This is a genomic window from Erwinia aphidicola (assembly GCF_014773485.1).
In the GTDB taxonomy this organism is placed as follows: Bacteria; Pseudomonadota; Gammaproteobacteria; order Enterobacterales; family Enterobacteriaceae; genus Erwinia; species Erwinia aphidicola.
The window spans coordinates 407,556-432,110 of the sequence record NZ_JACXBP010000001.1 but is presented as its reverse complement, the minus strand read 5'-3'; the positions used below and the strand labels follow the sequence as shown (position 1 = coordinate 432,110).

Sequence of the window (24,555 nt, the reverse complement as noted above, 5' to 3'; positions counted from 1 at the left end):
CTCACGCAGAGTTAAACAAAATGTGATAACTCCGCGGCAGTCGGGTGTGTAAACTGAGTGATATTAAGGCTGACAGCGGCGGGCAGAATGGAAAACGGCAAACGTATTTTAATCGTGGAGGATGATGGCGATATCGCCGATTTGCTGGCGCTGCATCTGCGCGACGAGGGCTACGAAATCACCCACGCCGCCGACGGGGATCGGGGGGCGGCACTGCTGGAAAAAGGCGGCTGGGACGCGCTGATCCTCGACCTGATGCTGCCTGGTGTTGACGGGCTGGAGATCTGCCGCCGCGCGCGCAGCATGACGCGCTACACGCCGATCGTCATTATCAGCGCCCGCTCCAGCGAAGTACACCGCGTGCTCGGGCTGGAGCTGGGGGCCGACGATTATCTCGCCAAGCCGTTTTCGATGCTGGAGCTGGTGGCCCGGGTTAAGGCGCTGTTTCGCCGCCAGGAGGCGATGAGCCGCAATGTGAAAATGGATGCCGGGACGCTGAGTTTCTCCGGGCTGGTCATCGACCCGATTTCACGCGAGGTGATGCTCGATCGGCATCCCGTTGAGCTGACCCCACGCGAGTTTGACCTGCTCTACTTCTTTGCCAAAAGCCCCGGCAAAGTGTTTTCACGCCTAAACCTGTTGAACCAGGTGTGGGGCTACGAGCACGAAGGGTATGAGCATACGGTGAATACACACATCAACCGGTTGCGTATCAAAATTGAAGCTAACCCCGCCGAGCCGCAGCGCATTCTTACCGTCTGGGGCAAAGGCTATAAATTTGTCGCTGAGGCGCACGACGTCCGGGAAAATATATGAAACGACTCACGCTCTCGCAGCGCCTGATGCTGGTGTTTATCCTGCTGTTAATCGCCTGCTGCGCCATCTCTGGCTGGCTGCAGGTGCGTTCCGCCAGCCAGTACAGTCAGGCCGTGACGCAGCGGCTGTCGGTTAACCTCGCCAGCCAGATTGTCGCTAATAACCCGCTGCTCAGCGCGCAGGGGCTGGATCGGGGCGCGGTCCACAAGCTGTTCGATCAACTGATGGCGGTCAACCCGAGCGTGGAAGTATATCTGCTGGACAGCAGCGGCAAGATCATTGCCAATGCTGCCCCGCCGGGAAAACTGCAACTCCAGCAGGTTGATTTGGCACCAGTGAACCAGCTGCAGGCGGGTGCGGCGATGCCGGTTTACGGCGATAACCCGCGCGACCCGGCACGGCCGCAGGTGTTCAGCGCCGCGCCGTTAAAAATGGGCGACCGCGTGCAGGGGTACATCTATATCGTGCTGCAGGGCGAGGAGTATTCACTGCTGGCCGCCGCCGCGCAGCGCCACACGGCGGTACTGATGGCGCTGCGCTCGATGGGGCTGGTGCTGCTACTGGGCGGCATTGCCGGCTTCTTTGCCTTCCGCTGGGTCACGCGCCCGGTGCGCAGGCTGACCAGGCAGGTGTCCGGGCTGGATGACGACGGCATTGATGCCATCCGCGCGCTGGCACACGCCCCGCCACCGGGCAAGCCGCAGGATGAAGTCGCACAGCTGCAGCAGGCGTTTATCCAGCTGGCGCAGCGTATCGACCAGCAGTGGCAGAGCCTGACGCAGCAGGACCAGATGCGGCGAGAGTTTGTTGCGAATATCTCCCACGATCTGCGCACCCCACTCACTTCACTGCACGGCTATCTGGAAACGCTATCGGTGAAAGCCGACACGCTCAGCGTGGAGGATCGCCAGCGCTACCTTGGCATCGCGCTGGCGCAGAGTAAGAAAGTGGGCCGCCTGGCGCAAGAGCTGTTCGAACTGGCGCGGCTGGAATATGGCGTGGTGAAACCGCAAAAGGAGAGATTCTGCCTGAGCGAGCTGGTGCAGGATGTGATGCAAAAGTTTGAGCTGACGGCGGAATCCCGCCACCAGCAAATCCGGGTAAGTAGCGCGCCGGGGATTCCGCTGGTAACGGCTGACCTCGGCATGATGGAACGGGTGCTGACCAACCTGCTGGATAACGCCTTACGGCATACGCCAGAGCATGGGCTGATTGAGATTGAGATGATGCAGCAGGCAGGTAAAGTACAGGTGCAGGTCAACGACAGTGGCCCGGGGATAGCCGCCGAGCTGCGTGAAGATTTGTTTGTGCGCCCATCGCTGCTGAATGCGCGCAAGCATCGCGCTGGCGGGCTGGGATTGATGATCGTGCGACGCATTTTGCAGCTGCATGATAGCGATATTAAGCTGGTCGATCGCCCGCAACGCGGCGCCTGTTTCCAGTTTTTTGTGCCGGTATGAAAGACGGGTCAGGTAGGCGGGCTGACCGAAAAAGAGGGTCAGCCCCTACAAAGGTGGCCGTAGGGGCGATGGCATGCCTCGCCCGGAAAAGGGATCAGGCATGCCTGACCCTACCTTAATTTTCAGGAAAGGATTTTCTTCTCGGCAAGATCGAGCGCGAAGTAGCTGAAAATAATATCGGCACCGGCGCGTTTAATCGCCCCCAGGCTTTCCAGCGTCACATCGATCTCGCTGATGGCCCCCGCCTGCGCGCCGAACTTAATCATCGCGTACTCACCGCTTACCTGATACGCCGCCAGCGGCAGCCGGGTATGTTCACGCACGTCGCGCAGGATATCCAGATAGGCACCCGCCGGTTTCACCATCAGTGCATCCGCGCCTTCCGCTTCGTCGATCAGCGATTCGCGGATCGCTTCACGGCGGTTCATCGGGTTCATCTGGTAGGTTTTACGGTCACCTTTCAGCGAGGTGCCCGCCGCTTCACGGAACGGGCCGTAGAAGGATGAGGCAAACTTGGTGGAGTAGGACATGATGGCAGTATCGGTAAAGCCTGCCGCATCCAGCGCCTGGCGGATCGCGCCCACCTGGCCGTCCATTGCTGCAGAAGGAGCAATAAAGTCCGCTCCGGCTGCTGCCGCGACTACCGCCTGCTTGCCGAGGTTAATCAGCGTCGCGTCATTGTCCACGCCATGATCGTGCAGCACGCCGCAATGGCCGTGGCTGGTGTATTCGCAGAAGCAGGTATCGGACATCACGATCATTTCCGGCACGGTCTCTTTACAGATACGCGACATGCGCGCCACCAGCCCGTTTTCATTCCAGGCATCGCTGCCGTCAGCATCGGTATGGTGAGAGATACCAAAGGTCATGATCGACCGCACGCCCGCTTTGGCAATGCGCTCAATCTCATACGCCAGGCGTTTTTCAGGAATACGCATCACGCCCGGCATCGCCATAATCGGCTTATAGTCGTCAATCTCTTCCTCAACGAAGATCGGCAGCGCCAGATCGTTCAGGCTAAGAGTATTTTCCTGGAACAGGGAGCGAAGAGAAGCGGTTTGACGAAGGCGTCTTGGGCGCTGAGCGGGAGAGTAAGTGGACACAACAACCTCAGTTTAGCGGGTCATCCAGCGGATAAGAGAACTCCGTGGAGAGAAAGATGAATAGTGTGCTAACAGTATACTTCCGGGCGCCGGATGACAATCTTTGCGGGCTTTTCTGAACCTCACAACGGCACAGAATGCGCATAAGTATTTACAGATATTTCATAATAGCGCTTGTAATATTAACGGGTTAGCGCTTTTATTGAGCAACCTACCGTCAATATAGGGAAACCACCATGAGTCAGAACGCTCCCCTGAAGTTTGTTACTTTGCTCGGCAGCCTGCGGGCCGCATCACTGAATGCCGTTGTCGCTAACAGCCTGCCGCAGCTGGCTCCGGCCGGGGTAGAGATCAGCCCGCTGGGGTCGATTGCCGACTTCCCCCACTATGACGCCGATATCCAGGCGGAAGGTTTCCCTGAAGCCGTGCTGGCGATGGGGGCCGCCATTGCGGCGGCTGACGGCGTGGTCATTGTGATGCCGGAATATAACTATTCGGTGCCGGGCGCGCTGAAAAATGCCATCGACTGGCTGTCGCGCCTGCCGGATAACCCGCTGGCAGGGAAACCGGTGGCGATCCAGACCGCGTCGCCGGGGGCCATTGGCGGTGCGCGTGCGCAGTATCATCTGCGTCAATCTATGGTGTTTCTTAACGCTCAGGTGCTGAATAAGCCGGAAATCATGATTGGCCAGGCCGCCACGCGTATAGATGTGGAAAGCGGCACCGTGACTGACGAAAGCACGCGTCATCACCTCAGCGCACAGCTGGAAGCGCTCGCCCTGCTGGCACGTCGTAACGACTGACTGCGCGCAAATGCGGCAGTCGTTTGTGCCGCTTCGCCATATTCCGTCCATACTGAATAGATTGCAAAATCGATTCAGGAGTGATGATGGGATTTCTTGGCTGGACCGCCGCCACCGGCGGTCTGTTATTACTGATGTCGCTGGCATCGGGCTGGATTACGCGCGGCCCGGTGACGGCGTTTGCTCTCTATTTGATTGCCGGTATCCTCTGCGGCCCGTGGGTGCTGGACCTGCTGCGTGTGGATATTGCTGCCCACGCCACGCTGGCCAAAAACCTGACTGAGATTGCCATGGCCGCCTCGCTGTTTATCACCGGGCTGAAGCTACGGCTGCCGATCAAAAGCCCCGGCTGGCATATGGGGCTGCGTCTGGCGTTTCCAGGCATGCTGCTGACGGTGGCAGGCGTGACGCTGGCCGCACACTGGCTGGCCGGATTCTCCTGGCCGCTGGCGCTGGCGTTTGGCGCTATCGTCGCCCCCACTGACCCGGTGCTCGCCAGCCTGATTTCAGTCAACGACGCACGCGATAACGATAATCTGCGCGTTTCGCTCTCCAGCGAGGCCGGAATGAATGACGGCACCGCCCTGCCGCTGCTGATGCTGGCGGTGGCGCTGCTGACCGGCAGCGGAGAAATGTCCTGGGCTTACCTCAGCCACTGGGCGCTGGTCGACGTGCTGTGGGCGGTGGTCGGCGGGAGCGCTATCGGCTTTGTGCTCGGCAAGCTGATTGGGCAGTATGCCGCGCACCTGCGCCACACGCATCAGGATGTTGCCCCGAATGATTTCCTGGCGCTGGCGCTGATTGCCCTGAGCTACAGCGCAGCGCAGGCGCTGGATGCTTCCGGCTTTCTCGCCGCTTTCGCCGCCGGGGTTGGGCTGCGCCGCGCCGAAATGCGCGTGGTGCGCCATTTCCCGACCGAAGAGTTCCAGGATAGCGACTGTCATCCACCGGCTGAAGAGCTGATTAACCCCAACGCCCGCCATATGGTTGAGGGCACCAATCCGGCCAGCTCTGCCGGGCTGGTTGTCAGCGATGCGCTCTCCTTCGGCGATACCATCGAACGGCTGTTTGCCGCGGTGATAATTATCGTGCTTGGGGTGACGCTGGCGCAGCACTGGAACGTGGACGGGCTGGTGCTGGCCGCGCTGCTGTTCCTGATTATTCGCCCGCTGTCGGTTTGGATTGCCACGCTGGGCATGCACACACCGCGCCTGCAGCGCGCCACGATTGGCTGGCTGGGCATTCGCGGAATTGGCAGCATAAATTATATTGCCTGGGCCTATACCCACGGACTGTCGGGGGAGGAAGTGACGCGGATGGCGGATATGGCGTTTACGCTGATCGTCGCCAGCGTGGTGGTACACGGCATCTCGGTAACGCCGTGGTTGAACTGGCGTCAGTCACGTATCGATCGCCACTGACGCCAGTAACTCAGCCTGCGTGCTCGTTACCAGGCTGTTTAAAAACCGCTGGCCGGGCGAGATAGGTCTTCAGGATATCGTGTTTCACCAGCAGATAGATAATGCCGATAAAGATCAGGATTTCTGAAAACACCAGCGCGCAGGCCGCACCCAAAGCACCAAACTTCCACGCCAGCAGGCAGCAGGCCGGGATATTAATCCCGCCAACGATAAACATCAGGTACATACGCTGCTTGGTCAGACCGTGAGGAATGAGGATTTGCAGACCAGCCGGATAGCTGATGTTACCGAAGATAAAGCCACACACTGCCACCCGCAGCACGTCTGCCGACTCATGGAATGCTGGCCCAAGCAGGATGCGCACCACAATATCGGCGAAGAAGTAAGTGAAAATCACGATGAACAGGCTAAGCAGGAAAGATAACGTGATGCTTTTGCGTGTGGCTGCTATTGCCGCTGCGCGGTCTTTGTTAAACAGATGGCTGACGCGGGGGAAAAAGGCGTTACCGATCTGCTCAGGCACCGAGTTCGCCGCTTTTTTCAGGCGGTCTGCTCCGTTATATAGCCCGACCATATAGGTGCTGGTCATCGACGCAAGGATCAGCACGTTGATGTTGTTAAACATATTGGCGCCGAAAATCGACAGGAACACGTGCAGGCTGTCTTTCATGCGCTGCAAAATTTCCCTGGGCTGGAAGCGGTAAAAGCCGATGATGTCCATCTTCACGACAATCGACAGCGTGATAATTGCCGTAACGAAAGCCACAACGCCCGGGATCAGCGCTGCCAGCCAGGTATCGTCCGGCGTTTTTACCAGCAGGAAAGTCAGCGGGATAGACGTCAGCTGACCAATTGTCGAGATGATCGCCGTCTTGCCCAACTTCTCAAAGCCCTGCATCAGCCAGCCAAAAGAGAGCAGCTGACCGTACAACACCGTAGCGTTAGCGAGCACGATGTAGAACAGGTTATGCCAGGCCGGATTAAACCAGGTGACCATCAGCAGTACCGCCAGCGAGGCAGTACCCAGCAGCAGCTTGGCGTTGAACGTCGACCAGAACAGCTCGGTGACTTTCAGCTTATTATCACGATGCTCTGCGATATCTTTGGTGGTGTAAACGTTGAATCCCCAGTCGGAGATGGTACTGCAGTACATTACGCAGGCCAGGCCCAGCGCCAGTAACCCCATATGCTCAACGCCGAGGATACGTGCCAGATACGGCAGCGTTACCAGCGGGATGATAAATGAAGCGCCACGATAGGCCAGCAGTGAGAGAACATTTATTAACAAACCTTTATCAATTACTTTCGCCATGAGTCTCTAACCTTGCGCCTTGCGAAGTCCTCGCTTTAATTTAATCAGATTAGAGTACAGTTCGGGTTGTTTTAACAATAGCCAGTTGCCCGTACCGCCCGGTTTCAGATTTTTCCCGAAATAATTAATCGCATTTTTTACGTAATCGGGCACCGGATTGTTGCTGGCGAGCGAAAGATTAATCATTAATTTGAAGGAGTGGATCAGATAAAGCCGACGCAATTCATGACGTTCTTCCATTCCGCTTGTCAACTTCATCAGCTTTTCATAGCAGAAGATAAAGGCATCATAACGCTGGCGGAAGAAACTTTCCGCTTTGGCGCTATTGGTGAGAGAGCCCTGGCGAACGCGCTGACGGTAATAAATATTGGTACTAACAAAGGCAATTCGACTGCAGAGGAATGCCCCCAGCGTGTAGCAGTGGTCTTCATGCACCCGATGGATATATTTCAAATTGTGTTTCTCGATAACGTCCCTTTTAAGCACGTAGTTCCAGCTCGCTGAGGTATATCCACCATGGCTTAACAAATTGCGGAAAACCGTCGCCGGACGCAGCAGACCAAACTGTTGATGCTGTACTTTTGGCCAGCTGCGTTCAGGGGCATTGTCGGCAAACATTGAGGAGTTGAAGCAGAACAGTTCCAGCTCAGGAAACTGGCTGTAAGTCGCCTGCAACTCTGCAAAAAAGCCATTGGTAACAACATCATCTGGGTCACAGCAAAAGACGAATGTTCCCTGTGCGAGGCTAATGCCGTAGTCACGGGCCTGGCCCGCGCCACCATTAGAAAGCGTGACAATTTTCACACGTTCATCACTGCCGTAGGCCTGCTCGACGCGCGCCAGGGTGTCGTCGGTTGAACCGTCGTTAACGATAATCAGTTCGTTCGGTGCCGGAATTTGTGTCAGTAATGAATCAACGCACTCAACAATATAGTTAGCCACGTTATACGCAGGGATGATCACTGACAGCAATTTTTGAGTCATCACGTAAATCTCTTAAGCTCGAAGTTAATTTAATTAACACCAGATAAAATAAAATATCAACGCCATATTAATTCCTGCGCGGGGTTTCGGATAAAGCCGACATTGCCAAAGAAATCACTTAAGAATCAGATAAGAAACCCTGAAACATTTTCAGTGAAATCATTAGTTGGAAATCAAATAAACAAAGGTTAAACGATGCGGGGATAATTAAATCCAATTATTTAAAACATAATTTATCGCTAATGATTACATTAAGGTTAACTTAAGAAAAAAATGGACGTGGTTTTTAATATTAACGTTCAATAAACCAAAAGTGCCACTAGGAATATTCTTAGTGTAAATTTATTGCCAACCGTAAGCGTAGGATGAGGATATTCTTATTTCACACGTTAAGTGGCAGAAGGTCAAAACCGAGGTTTCCTATAAAATCTGTAGCTTAGCCTCCTGACTGCTCCCCTCGCCTCCTGACCGTTCCAAATTCATCCTGGTGTAATATTTACACTCTTTTTAGCTTAGAGGGGAGAACGGCAAACCACCGCGGTAACAAACCCGGGCAATTCAGCACCGTTTAAAACAGATAATTCTGATAGATTCGCCACTTTTCAGCCAAAAAAAGCATCAGCCAGCGCGATGTAAATCACACTTTCAGCGTAAAGTGGCGACATCATCAGCCACAAAGTCACACCCGGTTACGGTTTCCCCACGCTGATTCTTATTAGTAAAACCCGATGACGACAACATTTCCTCGCGTTCAGGCGACAAAACTCGCCTCAAAGATAAATTCCTTTAATCAGTGAACTCCGGGTTAACAAATTAATCATCGAGAAATCGCGACCAACTGACGGTCAACCCACTGCAGAGGCGCGTTATTGCCGGTTGATGCTGGCCTGACGTAAAGGCAGCCACTGCCGACCTTATGGCTTTTCGCGCTGGGATCGGTGGGGAGGTGGCCAGTATGATGGAACAGAAGATGACCGCTGAAAGAGGGGAAATCAGCGGTCAGGTGAGTGTGACGCGAAGTTTAGTGGCTAACGTTGGCATCAGCCGGTGGCGGCGACAGCTTTTGCGGCTGCGCTTCCCGGCTCTTGCGCATCAGGTCTTTATGCAGGCTGACCATATACAGCAGGATCACCACGGAGAACGGTACGCCGCAAATGACCACCGCCGTCTGCATCGCATTGAAGTTCCCGGCATACAGCAGCCCGGCGCAGACCAGAGTGGTCACCGCCGCCCAGAAAATACGTAACCAGGCCGGCGCATCATCGCTGGAGGTTCCACCCTTGCTGGAGAGGTTGGCGATCATCAGCGTGCCGGAATCGACCGGCGTCAGGAACAGCAGGAAGCTGATCACCACGGTAAAGCCAGACACAATGTGCGTGAACGGCAGATTTTCAAACAGTTTGAATATCGACATCGGCGGGTCGGTCAGCGCCACCTTTCCTAAAATCGCATCGCCGTGCTCCAGCACCAGACTGATGGCGGTATTGCCAAAAATGGAGAGCCACGCCAGGGTAAAACCGAGCGGGATCAGCAGCACGCCAAGGATCAGTTCACGAATGGTACGGCCTTTTGAGATACGGGCAATAAACAGCCCGACAAACGGCGCCCATGCCACCCACCACGCCCAGTAAAACAGCGTCCATGCGCCCTGCCACTTCTCCGCCTTACCATACAGGTAAACATCAAAGCTGCGGCTGACAATGGTGGAGAGATAGTCACCCACGTTTTGCAGCATGCCGTTCAGCAGGCTGAGCGTCGGCCCGCTCAGGAAGACAAACAGCAGCAGCAGGCAGAGGAAGCCGACGTTAATATTCGACAGCATGGCGATGCCCTTTTCAACGCCGCTGACCGCTGCAAAGGTTGCCACGATCATCATCACCACGATCAACCCCAGCAGCACACCCGGCGTTTGCGGCACGCCAAACAGATAGTTGAGGCCAGAGTTGACCAGCAGCGCGCCGATCCCGAGATTGGTGACCATCGAAATCACCGTGACCAGGATGCCAAAACTGTCCACCAGATGCCCGGGCCAGCCGTGAGTGCGCTCGCCAAACAGCGGATAGAGTGCAGAGCGCAGCGCCAGCGGCTGACCGCGGCAATAGGCGAAATAGGCCAGCGCCACGCCAATCAGCGCATACAGCGCCCAGCCGTGTAGCCCCCAGTGCAGGAAGGTGATCGCCATCGCCTGTCGCGCCGCTTCCACGGTGCCGCCTGCCCCTTCCGGGGGCTGCAGGAAATGGTCGAGCGGTTCATAAGCGCCGTAGTACACCAGCGCGATACCGATGCCCGAAGAGAACAGCATCGCCACCCATGACGGATAGCTGAACTGCGGGGGTTCCCCCTCTTTACCGAGCCGGATGTTACCGTGGCGTGAACAGGCCAGCCAGAAAACAAACCCCATGCACAGCACCATCAGCAGCATGTAGTACCAGCCAAACACATCGGTTATCCACAGTTGCGCGTGGCTCAGCCACTGCTCGCTGCCTGCCGGGAACAGCACCAGCAGGATGCCGAGAACTAAAATCACCAGCGATGAACTGACAAAAACCGGCCGATTGAGGCTCACCGATTCATCTTGATGCGTATTGCGATTTTCCACTGTCATCCATCATTCCTTGTTCATCTCACAAACCATTTTGCAACATCTCATTATCAATTGAACATCATCTCATTGACATTAGGTGAGCCTATAGTATTTTAATTGAACGTTCAATCAATAATAAAACAGCCGATTCTTTCCCGTAATCTGCATCACAGATTGGGAGCACCGGGCAGCACGTAAGCCCCAACTTAAGGACAAGTCATATGGCTCAACTTCCCATTCAGAAACTGTATATCGATGGCCGCCTGACGGATGCCAGCGGCACAGAGACCTTCGAAACCATCAATCCCGCCACGGGGGAAAGCCTGGCGCAGGTGCAAATTGCCACTGCCGCCGACGTTGAACGTGCGGTGGAGAGCGCCGAACGCGGCCAGCGTATCTGGGCCGCCATGACCGGCACGGAGCGCGGGCGTATTCTGCTCAACGCCATGGCGCTGCTGCGCGAGCGCAATGCCGAACTTGCTCTGCTTGAGAGCCTGGACACCGGGAAACCGCTGTCGGAGACCACGGCCGTGGATATCGTTACCGGCGCAGACGTGCTGGAGTATTACGCCGGGCTGGCGGGTGCTATTGAAGGCGAGCAGTATCCGCTGCGCAGCGGCAGCTTCTTCTATACCCGCCGCGAACCGCTGGGCGTCACGGCCGGGATCGGCGCGTGGAACTACCCCATTCAGATCGCCCTGTGGAAGTCGGCCCCGGCGCTGGCTGCGGGTAACGCGATGATCTTCAAACCGAGTGAGATCACCCCGCTCAGCGCGCTGAAGCTGGCGGCGATTTACAGCGAAGCGGGCGTGCCGGACGGCGTATTCAACGTGTTGCAGGGTAGCGGCAGCACTGGCCAGGCGCTGACCGTTCATTCGCGCATTGAAAAAATCTCCTTCACCGGCGGCGTGCCGACCGGCAAGAAAGTGATGGCCGCTGCTGCGGAGTCCTCATTAAAAGAGGTCACCATGGAACTGGGCGGTAAATCGCCGCTGATTATCCTCGCCGATGCCGATATCGAACTGGCCGCCGACATCGCGATGATGGCGAACTTCTACAGTTCGGGACAGGTGTGCACCAACGGCACCCGCGTATTTGTCCCGCGCGCGCGCAAAGCGGAGCTGGAAGCGGCACTGCTCAAACGCGTGCAGCGTATTCGCCCGGGTGATCCGCTGGAAATGGACACCAACTTTGGCCCGCTGGCCAGCTTCGCGCATCGTGACAAGGTGCTCGGGTATATCGCTTCCGGCCTGCGTGAAGGCGCGCGCCTGCTGAGCGGCGGCGCGGCAATAACCGGTGGGATGTTCGATGCCGGTGCCTGGGTGCAGCCCACCATCTTCACCGACTGTGAAGATAGCCACACCATCGTGCGCGAAGAGATCTTTGGCCCGGTGATGAGCCTTCTCAGCTATGACAGCGAGCAGGAAGCGATTCAGCGCGCCAACGATACCGTTTATGGCCTGGCCGCTGGGGTGGTCACGCCCGACCTGGCGAAAGCTCACCAGATTATCCACCAGCTGGAGGCGGGAATTTGCTGGATTAACAGCTGGGGAGAATCCCCCGCGCAGATGCCGGTAGGTGGCTACAAGCAGTCTGGCGTTGGTCGTGAGAACGGCTTAACCGCTCTCCACCATTACACCCGCATCAAGTCGGTGCAGGTCTCGATGGAACGTTATCAGTCAATTTTTTAATGAGTAAAGGGAAGTGACCATGAGCAATCGCAGGGAATATGACTACATCATTATTGGCGCAGGTTCTGCCGGCAACGTACTGGCCACCCGCCTGACCGAAGATCCTGAGGTGACGGTGCTGCTGCTGGAAGCTGGCGGCCCCGACTACCGTCAGGATTTTCGCACCCAGATGCCGGCGGCGCTGGCTTACCCGTTACAGGGCCGCCGCTATAACTGGGCGTATCTGACCGACCCGGAACCGCATATGAACAATCGCCGCATGGAGTGCGGGCGCGGCAAAGGGCTGGGCGGCTCATCGCTGATCAACGGCATGTGCTACATCCGCGGCAACGCGATGGATTACGACAACTGGGCGCAGCAGGAGGGGCTGGAGAACTGGCGCTACCTCGACTGCCTTCCCTACTTCAAGATTGCCGAGCGGCGCGATATCGGTGGCAATGATTATCACGGCGATGCCGGGCCGGTCAGCGTCACCACGCCGAAAAGCGATAACAATATTCTGTTCCATGCCATGGTTGAGGCGGGCGTGCAGGCGGGTTATCCGCGCACCGAGGATCTGAACGGCTATCAGCAGGAAGGCTTTGGTCCGATGGACCGCACCGTCACGCCAAAGGGACGACGCGCCAGCACCGCACGCGGCTACCTCGACCAGGCGCGTCCGCGCAGCAATCTGACGATTGAAGTCCATGCGCTGACCGACCGCATTCTGTTCGAGCAGCAGCGCGCCGTCGGGGTGCTGTGGCAGCAGAAAGATCAGCCGCAGCAGGCGTATGCGAAACGCGAAGTACTGCTGTGCGCCGGGGCGATTGCCTCCCCGCAGATCCTGCAACGCTCCGGTGTCGGCCCCGGCGCACTGCTCTCTTCGCTGGACATCCCGCTGGTGCTTGACCTGCCCGGCGTGGGTGCCAATCTGCAGGACCACCTGGAGATGTATCTGCAGTACGAATGTACGCAGCCGGTTTCACTGTCGCCCGCGCTGAAGCTGCACAACCAGCCGCTGATCGGCGCCGAATGGCTGCTGAACGGCACGGGAATTGGCGCCAGTAACCACTTCGAAGCGGGCGGCTTTATCCGCAGCCACGAAGAGTTTAGCTGGCCAAATATTCAGTACCACTTCCTGCCGGTGGCGGTGAACTATAACGGTTCTAACCCGATCCGCACCCACAGCTTCCAGGCACACGTTGGCTCAATGCGCTCCCCGAGCCGTGGCCGCGTGCAGGTGGTATCGAAGGATCCAAAAGCGCATCCGAGCATTCTGTTCAACTATATGTCGCACGAACAGGACTGGCGCGAGTTCCGGGCGGGGATCCGCATCACGCGCGAGATTATGCAGCAGCGCGCGCTGGATCCATTCCGTGGCAAAGAGATCTCCCCGGGCGCAGAGTGCGTCAGCGATGCGCAGCTGGATGACTTCGTGCGCCATCATGCCGAAACCGCCTACCACCCTTCCTGCTCGAACGCGATGGGCTATCACAATATGGCGGTGGTGGGTAACGATGGCAAAGTTCACGGCATTGAGGGGCTACGCGTGGTGGATGCATCGATTATGCCGCAGATCACCACCGGCAACCTGAATGCGCCAACGATTATGATTGCCGAGAAGATGGCCGATGTGATCCGCGGCCGTGCCCCGCTGCCAGCGGTGGAGGTGCCGTACTATCAGGCCAACGGCGCACCGGTTCGGCAGCCGCGTTAATCATTAAGGCGGCTGGCAAAACCGGAGTATATAAAAATTAAGGCCCGATTGTTCGGGCCTTAAAACTTTCGAAGCATCGAAATTTATAAAATCAAGAGTATACCGAGCGCACAAGCAACCTTAGCTATAATTAATTTACTAAAAGATGCCCTTCCCTCTCATTGTTCCTCCTTTACTGATCAAATTCGCCGAAACACTCACAGGTTTGGTTTATATTTTCTTTTGGTCATTTCACCATTTTCCTTCATACGGTATATACCATCATCAACGCCAAAATAAATGTCGCTATCTGTACCTCTCCCCACAGTAAACTCTTTGTTTTTTCAATGCAGTTTACTGGAGGTTTCATATCCGCAAAGCAACGCCGATCGTACTTACCCTCTTCCATATAACCACCAGAAAAATCCCAGAAAACAATAGTAAAAGCACCATAGGATGCAGGCTTGGGAATACCATAACGCTGTTTCAGCATATCCTTATTCATCAGCCACCAGTCTATTTTTCCTTTTTCGGTCAATGGAAAATTTTTTACCAGGACATAGCTGTAATTACCATCCTGGTGGACTGCGACAATTTCAACTGGCCGAAGCAGAAACCAGATAAGGTAGATTACTCCAGCAACCAAAGCTAAGAGTAGTACAATAACCGCTTTATTATTTTTTACTGTCATTGCGTTCTCCAGAGACAACCCTAGTGGTTTCCAAATTACTCACATCAGAATTTCGGCTATTTTATTTCATCAGGGTGACTGGGCAGCTTCAGGGATTGAGCATAGTGAAGGTGACCTCATGCTGGTGTGATGCTTTCAATGTGAATTAAGTCCCGCTTATGTGAGCTCGCTATAAAAATGGTAAAATGGTAAAATGGTAAAATGGTCATTCGATCATAACGTTTACGCCACGAGTTATGATGAGTTAATATTTTTCTTTAGTCATCTCACCATTGGCTTTCAAACGATAGATACCATCATAAACGCCGAAGAGCATGTCGCTTCCCCTGCCAGTTTCCACAGTAAACTCCTTATTTTTTTCAATGCAGTTTATCGGAGGTTTCATATCTAAAAAGCAGCGCCGATCGTACTTCCCCTCTTCCATATAACCATCGCCAAAGTCCTAAAAGACAACGGAAAAATTTCCTTTTTTATCAGGTTTTGGAAAATTATAACGCTTCTTCAAGGTATCTTTATTTGCCAGCCACCAGTCTATTTTCCCTCTTTCAGTCAGAGGAAAATGTTTCACCAGTACATCACTGAACTGGGCGTCCTGATGGATTGCGACGATTTCAACCGGCCGGAGGAAAACCCATAGAAAGTAAAGCGCACCAACAACCATAGCTAAGATTAGTGCGTTGAGCGGTTTTCTTTTTTTATTGTCATTATCCTTTCCTGTACCCATCAAGTAATCCGGGCGTTCAAAGGTTTGGCTGATATTTTCTTTTAAACATCTCACCATTTTCCTTCATACGGTATATACCATCATCAACGCCAAAATAAATGTCGTTATCTAAACCTTTACCTACAGTAAACTCCTGATTTTTTTTCAATACAGTTTACCGAAGGCTTCATATCTGTAAAACATAACCTGTCATATTTCCCCTCTTCAAGGTAGCCATCAGCAAAATCCCAGAACTCAATGGTAAAGGCACCATAGGATGCAGGCTTGGGAATATCATAACGCTGTTTCAGCATATCCTTATTCATCAGCCACCAGTGTATTTTCCCTTTTTCGGTCAATGGAAAGTTTTTTACCAGGACATAGCTGTAATTACCATCCTGGTGGACTGCGACAATTTCAACCGGCCGGAGGAAAACCCATAGAAAGTAAAACGCACCAACAACCATAGCTAATATAATTGCGTTAAGCGTTTTCCTGCTTTTTAATTTCATTATCCTTTCCTGTACACCTCAAGTAAGCCGGGCGCTCAAAGGTTTGGTTGATATTTTCTTTTAAACACCTCACCATTTTCCTTCATACGGTATATACCATCATTAACGCCAAAATAAATACCGCCATCCATACCCCTATCCACAGTAAACTCCATGTTTTTTTCAATGCAGTTTATCGGAGGTTTCATATCTGAAAAGCAGCGCCGATCGTACTTCCCCTCTTCCATATAACCATCGCCAAAGTCCCAAAAGACAATGGAGAAATTACCATTTCTGTCAGGTTTTGGAAAATTATAACGCTTCTTCAAAGTATCTTTATTTGCCAGCCACCAGTCTATTTTCCCTCTTTCAGTCAGAGGGAAATGTTTCACCAGCACATCACTGAATTGGGCGTCCTGGTGGACTGCGACAATTTCAACTGGCCGCATAAGAAAACAGATAAAGTAGAGGAGCCCTGAAGTAAAGAGCATCGCTAACACAATAAGATACAGGCTATTTTTTATCGTCATTACGCCCTCCGGTGATCACCACGCTGGCTTCCATATTGGTCATAAAGGGTTTAAATGCGAGCTTATTGTAGCGCTGCAGCACAAACCAGATGCGGAAAAAACGCAGCTGCCGATATTTGATATTTAAAATATCGTTACCGTCCAAGCCGAAGTGATCCTGCACTTTGTAATGCACCACCGCGCGGTAACTGTCACCGTTAATCTTCAGCGACTTAAGGGTAATATGGGTAGCCCAGGTATCATGAACGGAGATCCCCATTCCGTTGAAATTGTCGACAAAACGATCGAACTTAGGTAGTTTGCTGCCCAGAATGGCTTTTGTAAGATATTCTCTATTTTCTTGAGGGAAGTATCGTTTTTCCCAGTCTGTAAATTTTCTCAAGGCATCCTTTAACCGCTGCAGCGTACTGTTCACTGTACTGTCTCTTTCGATTTGCTCCTTTAAAGCCACATCCAGATATATGCTGGAAAAGGCCTTACCTTCACCGCTTTGCATATGACTAATCATCGATTCAATCAACGATTTGTACGGACCATAAAGCGAAAAGGCGCGCGACAGCTGGCGAAATTCATCAAACAGAATAGCGGCGCACTGCTGGCGGGTGACTTTATCCCCTTCGGGCCGGGTGCCCTGAAACATCGACTGCGGCTGGGTAAAAGCGCTAATTTTGGACAGGGTATAGGGATTAACCCTGGCGGAAACGTCAACCAGATGATAGTGCCTCTTTAGCTGAGATTCTGACAAATCCCCGCAGCGCATATCTTCTGCATTGTTATCGTCCATACTTCTTTGGGTTTTAAAGATGGTACAGGGAAAGCTCAGGGCTGGCATGTTATACACTCCTTGTGTAAAATCCTTTTATTCCGAAATATTACGCTAATGCCAGAGAGAAAGTCATTTTTTACCCATTCTTCTGGCCAAAATCAGAATTTTGGCCATTTATCCTTAATCACCTATGAGTGCGCAGCCTGTTAATTACCAGCCAGCACAACGCGGTAAATACCCAGCCGATCAGCCACGAAATATCATTGCCGTCAAACCAGCTCACTAACGCCCCCTGATAAAAGCCATTGGCGACAAACGGCAGCTGCACCAGCACGCCCAGCGCATAGGTAAAAATGCCTGTCCAGTTCCAGCGCCCATAGCGGCCATCCGGATCGCTCAGCGCCGGAATATCTATCTGCCCACGGGTAATAAAGTAGTAGTCGGTCAGGTTCATTGCGCTCCAGGGGACAAAGAAGGCCAGCAGGAACAGCAGGAACTGGGTGAATGACTTAAGGAAAGAGGGTTCGCTAAGTATGGCAATACCGCAGGAGACCAGCATCATAGCGATGATAAACAGCATGCGCGCCCGCTCGCTAATCGCTGCACTTTTGCGGAAGCCGCAGACGATTGTCGCCAGCGACATAAAGCTGCCGTAGGCATTCAGGGTGGTAAAGGTGATTTTGCCAAAGCAGATGGCGAAATAAAGCACCAGCGCCATCGTGCCGCTCGATCCCAGCCCGACGATATAACCCACCTCATTACCCGAGAAGGCGCTGCCCGCCAGCGCTGCGGCAATCACCCCGAGCGTCATCGAAGCCTGGGTGCCAAGCACCGTGCCGCTGAACACCGCCAGAAAGGTGCTGCGCGCCGAAACGCTGCGCGGCAGATAGCGCGAGTAGTCGGAAACATAGGGGCAAAAGGCGATCTGCCACGATGAGGAGAGCGACACCGCCAACAGGAACATCGGCAGAGAAAAATGGCGGTTCGCCAGCAGGCTGCTGACGTCATTTTCCATAAACAGGCGCAGGAAAAGATAGCAGAATGCCAGGATGCCAACCACGCTGGCGACTTTACCTAAGCCATGGATAAGACGGTAACCCAACGTCGCCACCACCATGATAATCACGGCAAACAGCATCATGCCGCTGCGGTCACCTACGCCGACAAGATGCGCCAGCGCCTGCCCGGCCAGCACGGTGCCACTGGCGGAAAAGCCCACGTACATCATGCAGACCAGCAGCAGCGGGATCACCGCGCCATAAACGCCAAACTGGGTGCGGCAGGTAATCATCTGCGGCAGCCCAAGGCGTGGCCCCTGCACCGCATGCAGCGCCATCACTGCGGCTCCAATTACCTGTCCTGCCAGCAGCCCCACCAGCGACCAGACGACATCGCCGCCCAGGACTACGGTGAGCGCGCCGGTGATTATCGCGGTAATTTGCAGATTACCGCCGAACCACAGGGTGAACTGGCTGAACACCCGGCCATGGCGCTCGGCGTCGGGAATATAATCAATACTGCGGGTTTCGATAAGACGGCGTGGCTGAGGCTGCGCGCGCGATGATGTGACGGACATATCCAAACTCCTTGCCTGAAGTGATCTCATCACCGCGGGAACGGCGCGGCGACAGCGTCATGTTGAAAAATGGTTGTGCATTCTTGTCTATACAACCTTAAAAACACCGTGCCATATTTGGCTTTAGTCAGCAATCGTCTGGGTCATATTAAAAAGTTATGGAAGGATAATTACCCTTCTCAGTGGTGCAGCAGACGACACTAATTGCACCATTTCACACTGTTTGATAATTATTTTTCTTTACGAAACAATGGGAAATTTACGCAGTGTAATCGCTTCCACCAAAAGTGTGATCTACGTCAAATCCCGCTACCCAGTGCGGCGTAATATCAGCCTCGCCGAGGGAGGGTATGCTGCCTGTCACTCACATTTATCAGTGGGCTTTTAATCTTTTTTTTACGCGCTGGTCGGAAGGTTTTGGCTACTTGTTTACGTTCAAAAAAAGATGGCAAGTAAAAATGTCGATTTTTTATCGATACTTACAAGGTAGAGAATCCAGGGAGAGGCCCGATGAAACGCAAATTTTTTTTATAGTGAAGATTTATGAAAACTTCAATTAAGGTCATCGCTGTTGTAATCGCTTCCACACTGACTTTTTCTGCCTCCGCCTTTGAGCCACTTCATCAGATCGTAGACAGTGTTCGCCAGGCTGCCTCAGAACCTCTGGGAATGAACATTTCTGCTATTAAGGATATTGCCGTACGGCGCGCAGGTATGACCCTAACCGATATGCAGGCACAAACTTTTGGCCAGTTGGCAAAAGGGTACAACATTTCAGTTTACGATCTGGATAGCACTATCGCTAACAGAATCGGATATTCAGGTGAACCTGCCAGGACTGGCCTGAAGCCCCTGACAGCACCAGTACCAACGGCAACGGCAACGGCAACAACACCTGATAAACCCGCTGTCAGCAGCCAGACTGTAAACAGTATTAAAAACAGCTCGATGACTGCCAGCATCCTGGCTGGGCAACAGGCAGCCGCAGCCGCGCGCGCTGCACTGCAAGGTGCACAGCTTACCGCCGCCAATCAGGCGCGCACCGCGCAGCAAACTGCCGCGCTGCAAGGCGCACAGCTCACCGCCGCCAATCAGGCACGCACCGCGCAGCAAACTGCCGCGCTGCAAGGCGCACAGCTCACCGCCGCCAATCAGGCGCGCACCGCGCAGCAAACTGCCGCGCTGCAAGGCGCACAGCTCACCGCCGCCAATCAGGCGCGCACCGCGCAGCAAACTGCCGCACTGCAAGGCGCTCAGCTCACCGCCGCCAATCAGGCGCGTACCGCGCAGCAAACTGCGGCACTGCAAGGCGCTCAGCTCACCGCCGCCAATCAGGCGCGCACGCAAATGCAGATCAACGCGTTACTCGGTGCGCAGCTTACCCAGATGAATATTGATCGGGTTAAAACGCAGGTTGTCGGCCGCCCGACCTTTACCGAGACTGTACCCGCTGTTGTTTTGAATAAACCGGTCGTCAAAAACAGTGCCCCATTCCAGACAGCAAAAGGAACGGGAGGGAGCATTAAAGGTCAGCGTTCTCAGCATGCGGGTGGCTCGGGTCATGGTGAAAATAATGCCGGATCGCACGCTTTTGGCGGCCACGGATACGGAGCAAACAACACCGGTTCGGAAGGATTTGGTGGCGGTTCTCAGTTCCACTAAGGGGGAGCGCAGTGGGATTCACAGGCCGGAAAACCCCGGCCTGTACGCAATTTACTCAGAAGAAACCCAGTGGCTGCACGCTGTAGCTGACCAGCAAATTTTTGGTCTGCTGGTAGTGATCAAGCATCATTTTGTGCGTTTCGCGGCCAATACCGGATTTTTTGTAACCGCCAAACGCCGCATGTGCCGGATAGAGGTGGTAACAGTTGGTCCAGACGCGCCCGGCTTTAATAGCCCGTCCAACGCGGTAAGCACGGTTGATATCGCGCGTCCACACGCCGGCACCCAGCCCATAAATGGAATCATTGGCTATGGCAATCGCCTCGGCTTCATCCTTAAAGGTGGTAATGCCGACCACCGGCCCGAAGATCTCCTCCTGAAACACGCGCATGCTATTGGTACCTTTCAGCAGCGTTGGCTGAATGTAGTAACCGCTCGAGAGATCGCCCTCCAGTTTTTCCACCCCGCCGCCGGTGAGAATTTCAGCCCCCTCCTGCTGCGCAATTTCAAGGTAAGAAAGGATTTTATCAAACTGCTGCTGCGAAGCCTGCGCGCCCACCATGGTGTCGGTGTCCATCGGGTCGCCGCGCTTAATGGTTTTCACGCGCGCCATCACCGCCGCCATAAATGGCTCGTAGATCGATTCCTGTACCAGCGCACGCGACGGACAGGTACAGACCTCCCCCTGATTCAGGAAGCCCAGTACCACCCCCTCTGCCGCTTTCTCAATAAAGGATGGCTCGGCCTGCATGATGTCTTCGAAGAAAATATTGGGCGATTTGCCGCCCAGCTCGACGGTCGATGGGATCAGGTTTTTCGCCGCCAGCTCCAGAATATGTCCACCGGTCGCGGTCGACCCGGTAAAGGCCACTTTGGCGATGCGCGGGTTCGAGGCCAGCGCTTCACCCGCTTCCTTACCGAAACCGTGGATCACGTTCAGTACCCCTTTCGGCAGCAGGTCACCAATCAGCTCCACAAACAGCGTAATCGACAGCGGCGTCTGCTCGGCGGGCTTTAGCAGCACGCAGTTACCGGCGGCCAGCGCAGGCGCCAGCTTCCAGGCTGCCATTAATAGCGGGAAGTTCCAAGGAATAATCTGCGCGACCACGCCTAGCGGTTCATGGAAGTGGTAGGCGGCGGTAAACTCATCGATCTCCGCCGCCGTACCCTCCTGCGCACGCAGGCAGCCAGCGAAGTAGCGGAAGTGATCGACCGCCAGCGGCATATCCGCCGCCATGGTTTCACGAACCGGCTTACCGTTGTCCCAGGTTTCATTGACCGCCAGCGTTTCCAGATGCTGCTCCAGCCGATCGGCAATTTTCAACAGCGTCAGGGAGCGCGCCTGCACGGAGGTTTTCCCCCAGGCTTCCGCAGCGGCGTGGGCGGCATCCAGCGCCTTTTCAACGTCATCTTTATCAGAGCGCGGGAACTTGCCGATAACCGAACCGTTTACCGGCGAGGTATTGGTAAAATAGTTACCGTTGACCGGAGCGACAAACTCGCCGTTGATGTAGTTGCCATACTCCTGCTTCAGGGTAATCAGTGAATCTGTGGTGCCCGGGTATGCATAGCGCATCATCGTACTCCTGTTGAGGTCATCGCCGTGGCGAATAATTAACACTGTGATAACTGAATGTTAACACTTGTCGATATTCGGCAGGATGCCAGATCGCAGAGGCTGAAACTGTGATGAGGACGTCAGTAAAACGGGAATTTCGCGGGGTGATGTGAGGTGGGGCACAGGCGGTAACTCACCGTGTTGCTCACTTCAGCCAGCCACCACGCGGGATGGCACAGACAGGCACGTATTGATTAATAGTTTTCCTTGAACATCTCACCCTCTTTTTTCAAATGGTATATTCCACCATCTGCGCCAAACAACATCTCGTCGCCTCTACCCATTTCAACAGTGAACTCCTTGTTTTATTCAATGCAGATTACCGGCGGTGGCATATCAACAAAACAAAGCCTGTCATACTTCTGTTATTTTTTTTATTATCATAATTCACTCTGTAATCTTCTAAAGGATTAATCTACTTCACCTTTTTACCTAATCTCTTTGCTTGAATATCTCACCATCTTTTTTCAAATGATACAGGCCATCATGCAGCCCAAATAAAATTTCGTCATCCCTACCGGTTTTCACAGTAAATTCCTTGTTTTTTTCTATGCAGTTTACCGGCGGCGGCATATCCTCAAAGCAACGCCGATCATACTTTCCCTCCTCCATATAGCCATCGCCAAAATCCCAAAAGACGATAGTAAAGGCGCCATAAGAAGCTGGTTTGGGAATATCATAGCGATCTTTCAGCATACTCTTATTCGCCAGCCACCAATCTATTTTTCCTTTATTGGTCAGAGGAAAATTATTTACCAGAACATCACTAAAATTCCCGTCCTGGTGAACCGCGACAATCTCAACCGGCCTGAGTAAAGTCGAGATAAAATAGAGACCGCCCACGCCGATAGCCAGAATTAACACACTAGAAACTTTGTTATTTTTTATTATCACTGCGTCCTCCGGTAATCACCACGGTGGCTTCCATATTGGTCATAAAAGGTTTAAACGCGAACTTATTGAACCGCTGCAGTACAAACCAGATGCGGAACAAACGGAACTGGCTGTACTTTGCGTTTAACATATCGTGACTGTCCAGACCGAAGTGATCCTGTACTTTATAATGTAACACGGCCCGGTAGATATCATTCCCTATCTTCAGTGATTTAAGGGTGATATGGGTGGCCCAGGTATCGTGAACGCTGATCCCCATACCGTTAAAATTATCTTTTAATCTGTCGAATTTAGGTAGTTTGCCGCCAAGAATGGCGGTTCTTAGCTCACCTCTTTTACCAACAGGATAGTACCGATTTTCCCAATCTATATATGCGTCAAAGGCATCTTTCAAAAGTTTCCTCGTACTGTTTTCTGTTGTATCCCTTTGAATATGCTCTTTTAAAGCCACATCAAGATACATACTGGAAAATGCCTTACCCTGGCTGACCTGCATATGTGTAATCATCTTTTCAATCAGGTGGCTGTAGGGGCCATAGAGCGCAAAAGGGCGGGATAGCTGGCGGAACTCATCAAAAAGAATAGCGGCGCACTGCTGGCGGGTCACTTTTTCCCCTTCAGGGCGTGAGCCCTGAAACATCGACTGCGGCTGGGTAAAAGCGCTGACTTTAGTCAAAGTCCAGGGGTTTACCCGGCTGGAAACATCCACCAGGTGATAAAGCGTCTTTAGCTGAGACTCTGATAAATCCCCGCAGCGCATATCTTCCGCATGATTGTCATCCATTTGCTTTTGGGTTTTAAACAGGGTGCAGGGAAACGTGAGGGCTGACATATAACACTCCTTGTGCGATTGTCCTTTCATCGCAGAATGTTACGGCACAGCCAGCAGCCGAGTAAATTATCGCGGGCTGTTTACGGCCAAAATCAGAAATCCGCCCGTTCTATTTTAGCAAGAGAGCTGCCCGCTGCAGGCAGCCCCCTATATTAGGCGCTTTTCGCCTGCTGCGGCTGCGCCTGTTGGAAAAAATCACGCAGCAGCTGGCGCGGCCAGTGCGGTTCGGGCTGTTGCGTCAGCAGCTTCTGCACTTCCCCCGGCGCGAGGCTGTTATGCAGGCAGGCGGCCATAATTTCAGGGGTGAATTCCGGGTGAAACTGCAGCGACAGCGTGCTGGCAGAGTAGCGAATAATCTGGCAGCCATCCTGCGCGGAGGCGGCCAGCACCTGCGCACCCGGCGGCGGCGTCAGCACCGACTGACGGTGTGATAGCCACGCGGTGAAGCGCTCAGGCACAGAGGCCAGCAGCGGATCCTGACGCTGCGCGCGGGTGGTTTGCAGCAGCTTTACGCCGCGCTCCCAGCCGTTGGGATTATCCCCCACCTCGCCACCCAGCGCGTAAGCCATCAGCTGATGACCGTAGCAGACGCCCAGCAGCGGCAGCTGTTCGGCCACCGCATGGCGCACCCAGGCGGCGGTGCGCTCGCTCCACTCTGCGTGGTCGGTGACCATCGCCCACGAACCGCTGAGCACGGCGCAGGCAATCTGCTGCACGTCCGGCAGTGCATCGCCAAGATCGGGGCGCACCACGATATAGTCATCATCGGCCAGCTCCAGCGCCTCAATAAACCACTGCTTCTGCTCCCCAACCTGGCGGCTAACCGCCTGCGGCGGGCTTTCAAGCTGGATAATCGCTAACGGCAATTTCACTGTTATCTCGCTCCTTATCGGCAATGTTATTGGGGCCGGACAGCCCGCAGATCATCATCGCAGTTTGTCAC

At 53.9% G+C, this 24,555-nt stretch carries 18 protein-coding genes and 3 pseudogenes; 7 read left to right on the top strand and 14 right to left on the bottom strand.

Going from position 1 to position 24,555, the window contains the following annotated elements; all coding sequences use genetic code 11:
* The first annotated feature begins 87 nt into the window (after nucleotides 1–87).
* Nucleotides 88–816, top strand: a complete 729-nt coding sequence (locus tag ID864_RS02045; protein ID WP_191149333.1) for a response regulator transcription factor — start codon at nucleotides 88–90, stop codon at nucleotides 814–816.
* The gene (locus ID864_RS02040; RefSeq protein WP_191149332.1) at nucleotides 813–2,276 is read left to right on the top strand and encodes a sensor histidine kinase; all 1,464 of its coding nucleotides are present in this window, start codon (nucleotides 813–815) and stop codon (nucleotides 2,274–2,276) included. Before ID864_RS02045 ends, ID864_RS02040 begins: the two co-directional genes overlap by 4 nt.
* 122 nt (nucleotides 2,277–2,398) lie before the next feature.
* Here ID864_RS02040 and hemB read toward each other — a convergent pair whose 3' ends face one another.
* On the bottom strand, nucleotides 2,399–3,379 hold the full coding sequence (gene hemB, locus ID864_RS02035; RefSeq protein WP_048915774.1) for a porphobilinogen synthase: 981 nt from the start codon (nucleotides 3,377–3,379) through the stop codon (nucleotides 2,399–2,401).
* 236 nt (nucleotides 3,380–3,615) lie between these two features.
* On the opposite strand from hemB, the gene ID864_RS02030 reads away from it, so the two are divergent.
* Both ID864_RS02030 and ID864_RS02025 read left to right on the top strand, forming a co-directional pair.
* Nucleotides 3,616–4,182 (top strand): NADPH-dependent FMN reductase, encoded by a 567-nt coding sequence (locus ID864_RS02030; protein ID WP_048915773.1) that lies wholly within the window; start codon nucleotides 3,616–3,618, stop codon nucleotides 4,180–4,182.
* An 86-nt stretch (nucleotides 4,183–4,268) separates the two neighbouring features.
* Complete coding sequence (locus ID864_RS02025; protein WP_048915772.1) at nucleotides 4,269–5,603, top strand: cation:proton antiporter; 1,335 nt, start codon at nucleotides 4,269–4,271, stop codon at nucleotides 5,601–5,603.
* Between the two features lie 10 nt (nucleotides 5,604–5,613).
* On the opposite strand, the gene ID864_RS02020 is transcribed toward ID864_RS02025, so the two are convergent.
* The 3 genes from ID864_RS02020 to ID864_RS02010 all read right to left on the bottom strand — a co-directional run bounded on the left by ID864_RS02020 (nucleotide 5,614) and on the right by ID864_RS02010 (nucleotide 10,504).
* Entirely contained in the window at nucleotides 5,614–6,915 is a 1,302-nt protein-coding gene (locus tag ID864_RS02020) for a flippase (RefSeq protein WP_048915771.1), read from the bottom strand.
* 6 nt (nucleotides 6,916–6,921) lie between these two features.
* Nucleotides 6,922–7,899, bottom strand: a complete 978-nt coding sequence (locus ID864_RS02015; RefSeq protein WP_062820936.1) for a glycosyltransferase family 2 protein — start codon at nucleotides 7,897–7,899, stop codon at nucleotides 6,922–6,924.
* Nucleotides 7,900–8,920: 1,021 nt separating this feature from the next.
* A complete protein-coding gene (locus tag ID864_RS02010; protein WP_048918759.1) occupies nucleotides 8,921–10,504 on the bottom strand; it encodes a BCCT family transporter in 1,584 nt (527 codons plus the stop codon).
* A gap of 200 nt (nucleotides 10,505–10,704) precedes the next feature.
* Between ID864_RS02010 and betB the strand changes: the two genes are divergently transcribed.
* Nucleotides 10,705–12,174 (top strand): betaine-aldehyde dehydrogenase, encoded by a 1,470-nt coding sequence (betB, locus tag ID864_RS02005; protein WP_191149331.1) that lies wholly within the window; start codon nucleotides 10,705–10,707, stop codon nucleotides 12,172–12,174.
* 19 nt (nucleotides 12,175–12,193) lie between these two features.
* On the top strand, nucleotides 12,194–13,870 hold the full coding sequence (gene betA, locus ID864_RS02000; protein ID WP_048918757.1) for a choline dehydrogenase: 1,677 nt from the start codon (nucleotides 12,194–12,196) through the stop codon (nucleotides 13,868–13,870).
* 197 nt (nucleotides 13,871–14,067) lie between these two features.
* Here the strand turns inward: betA and ID864_RS01995 are convergent.
* From ID864_RS01995 to ID864_RS01970, 6 genes and pseudogenes are all read right to left on the bottom strand, one after another.
* Nucleotides 14,068–14,540, bottom strand: a pseudogene (locus tag ID864_RS01995) (DUF943 family protein).
* Nucleotides 14,541–14,784: 244 nt separating this feature from the next.
* A pseudogene (locus ID864_RS01990) lies at nucleotides 14,785–15,264 on the bottom strand (DUF943 family protein).
* Between the two features lie 16 nt (nucleotides 15,265–15,280).
* Nucleotides 15,281–15,755: pseudogene (locus ID864_RS01985) on the bottom strand (DUF943 family protein).
* 35 nt (nucleotides 15,756–15,790) lie between these two features.
* On the bottom strand, nucleotides 15,791–16,264 hold the full coding sequence (locus tag ID864_RS01980) for a DUF943 family protein (protein ID WP_099754872.1): 474 nt from the start codon (nucleotides 16,262–16,264) through the stop codon (nucleotides 15,791–15,793).
* Complete coding sequence (locus ID864_RS01975; RefSeq protein WP_191149330.1) at nucleotides 16,248–17,096, bottom strand: DUF3289 family protein; 849 nt, start codon at nucleotides 17,094–17,096, stop codon at nucleotides 16,248–16,250. The genes ID864_RS01980 and ID864_RS01975 overlap by 17 nt, the downstream gene beginning before the upstream one ends.
* A 118-nt stretch (nucleotides 17,097–17,214) precedes the next feature.
* Entirely contained in the window at nucleotides 17,215–18,606 is a 1,392-nt protein-coding gene (locus ID864_RS01970) for a purine-cytosine permease family protein (protein WP_048915766.1), read from the bottom strand.
* Nucleotides 18,607–19,149: 543 nt separating this feature from the next.
* Here ID864_RS01970 and ID864_RS01965 point away from each other — a divergent pair.
* Nucleotides 19,150–20,268 (top strand): hypothetical protein, encoded by a 1,119-nt coding sequence (locus ID864_RS01965; RefSeq protein ID WP_191149329.1) that lies wholly within the window; start codon nucleotides 19,150–19,152, stop codon nucleotides 20,266–20,268.
* A gap of 55 nt (nucleotides 20,269–20,323) precedes the next feature.
* On the opposite strand, the gene exaC is transcribed toward ID864_RS01965, so the two are convergent.
* From exaC to ID864_RS01945, 4 genes are all read right to left on the bottom strand, one after another.
* Complete coding sequence (exaC, locus tag ID864_RS01960) at nucleotides 20,324–21,844, bottom strand: acetaldehyde dehydrogenase ExaC (protein ID WP_048915763.1); 1,521 nt, start codon at nucleotides 21,842–21,844, stop codon at nucleotides 20,324–20,326.
* Between the two features lie 474 nt (nucleotides 21,845–22,318).
* Nucleotides 22,319–22,780 carry a DUF943 family protein gene (locus ID864_RS01955; RefSeq protein ID WP_053110419.1) on the bottom strand — a complete coding sequence of 154 codons (462 nt, stop codon included), beginning with the start codon at nucleotides 22,778–22,780 and terminating at the stop codon, nucleotides 22,319–22,321.
* A complete protein-coding gene (locus ID864_RS01950) occupies nucleotides 22,764–23,612 on the bottom strand; it encodes a DUF3289 family protein (RefSeq protein ID WP_191149328.1) in 849 nt (282 codons plus the stop codon). Before ID864_RS01950 ends, ID864_RS01955 begins: the two co-directional genes overlap by 17 nt.
* A gap of 152 nt (nucleotides 23,613–23,764) precedes the next feature.
* On the bottom strand, nucleotides 23,765–24,490 hold the full coding sequence (locus ID864_RS01945) for a glutamine amidotransferase (RefSeq protein ID WP_191149474.1): 726 nt from the start codon (nucleotides 24,488–24,490) through the stop codon (nucleotides 23,765–23,767).
* Between the last annotated feature and the right edge of the window lie 65 nt (nucleotides 24,491–24,555).